General features: G+C 70.6%; 1 protein-coding gene. It reads left to right on the top strand.

Going from position 1 to position 248, the window contains the following annotated elements:
- A partial coding sequence (locus AAEY55_RS18530) for an ABC transporter permease subunit (RefSeq protein WP_407072717.1) occupies window positions 1–248 on the top strand: 248 nt, incomplete at both ends.

Raw genomic sequence — 248 nt, 5'->3', positions numbered from 1 at the left:
CGCTCGTCGCGGGCACGGTCGGGCAGATCTCGCTCGGCCACGCCGCGCTGCTCGTGATCGGCGCGTATGCGTCGGCGCTGCTGTCGTCGGATCTCGGCTGGTCGCCGGCCGTGACGATTCCGTGCGCGGGCGTGATCACCGCCGTGCTCGGCACGCTGCTCGTCTATCCGGCGTTCCGGCTGCGCGGGCACTACGTGTCGATCGCGACGCTCGGCATCGGCGAAGTGGTGAGCCTCGTGATCCTGAAC

Origin of the sequence: Pseudoalteromonas sp. 120-MNA-CIBAN-0494 (genome assembly GCF_040308885.1) — a bacterium.
GTDB classification, from domain to species: Bacteria; Pseudomonadota; Gammaproteobacteria; order Enterobacterales; family Alteromonadaceae; genus Pseudoalteromonas; species Pseudoalteromonas nigrifaciens.
The sequence above is the reverse complement of the archived record's forward strand: the minus strand, read 5'-3'. Positions and strand labels throughout refer to the sequence as shown.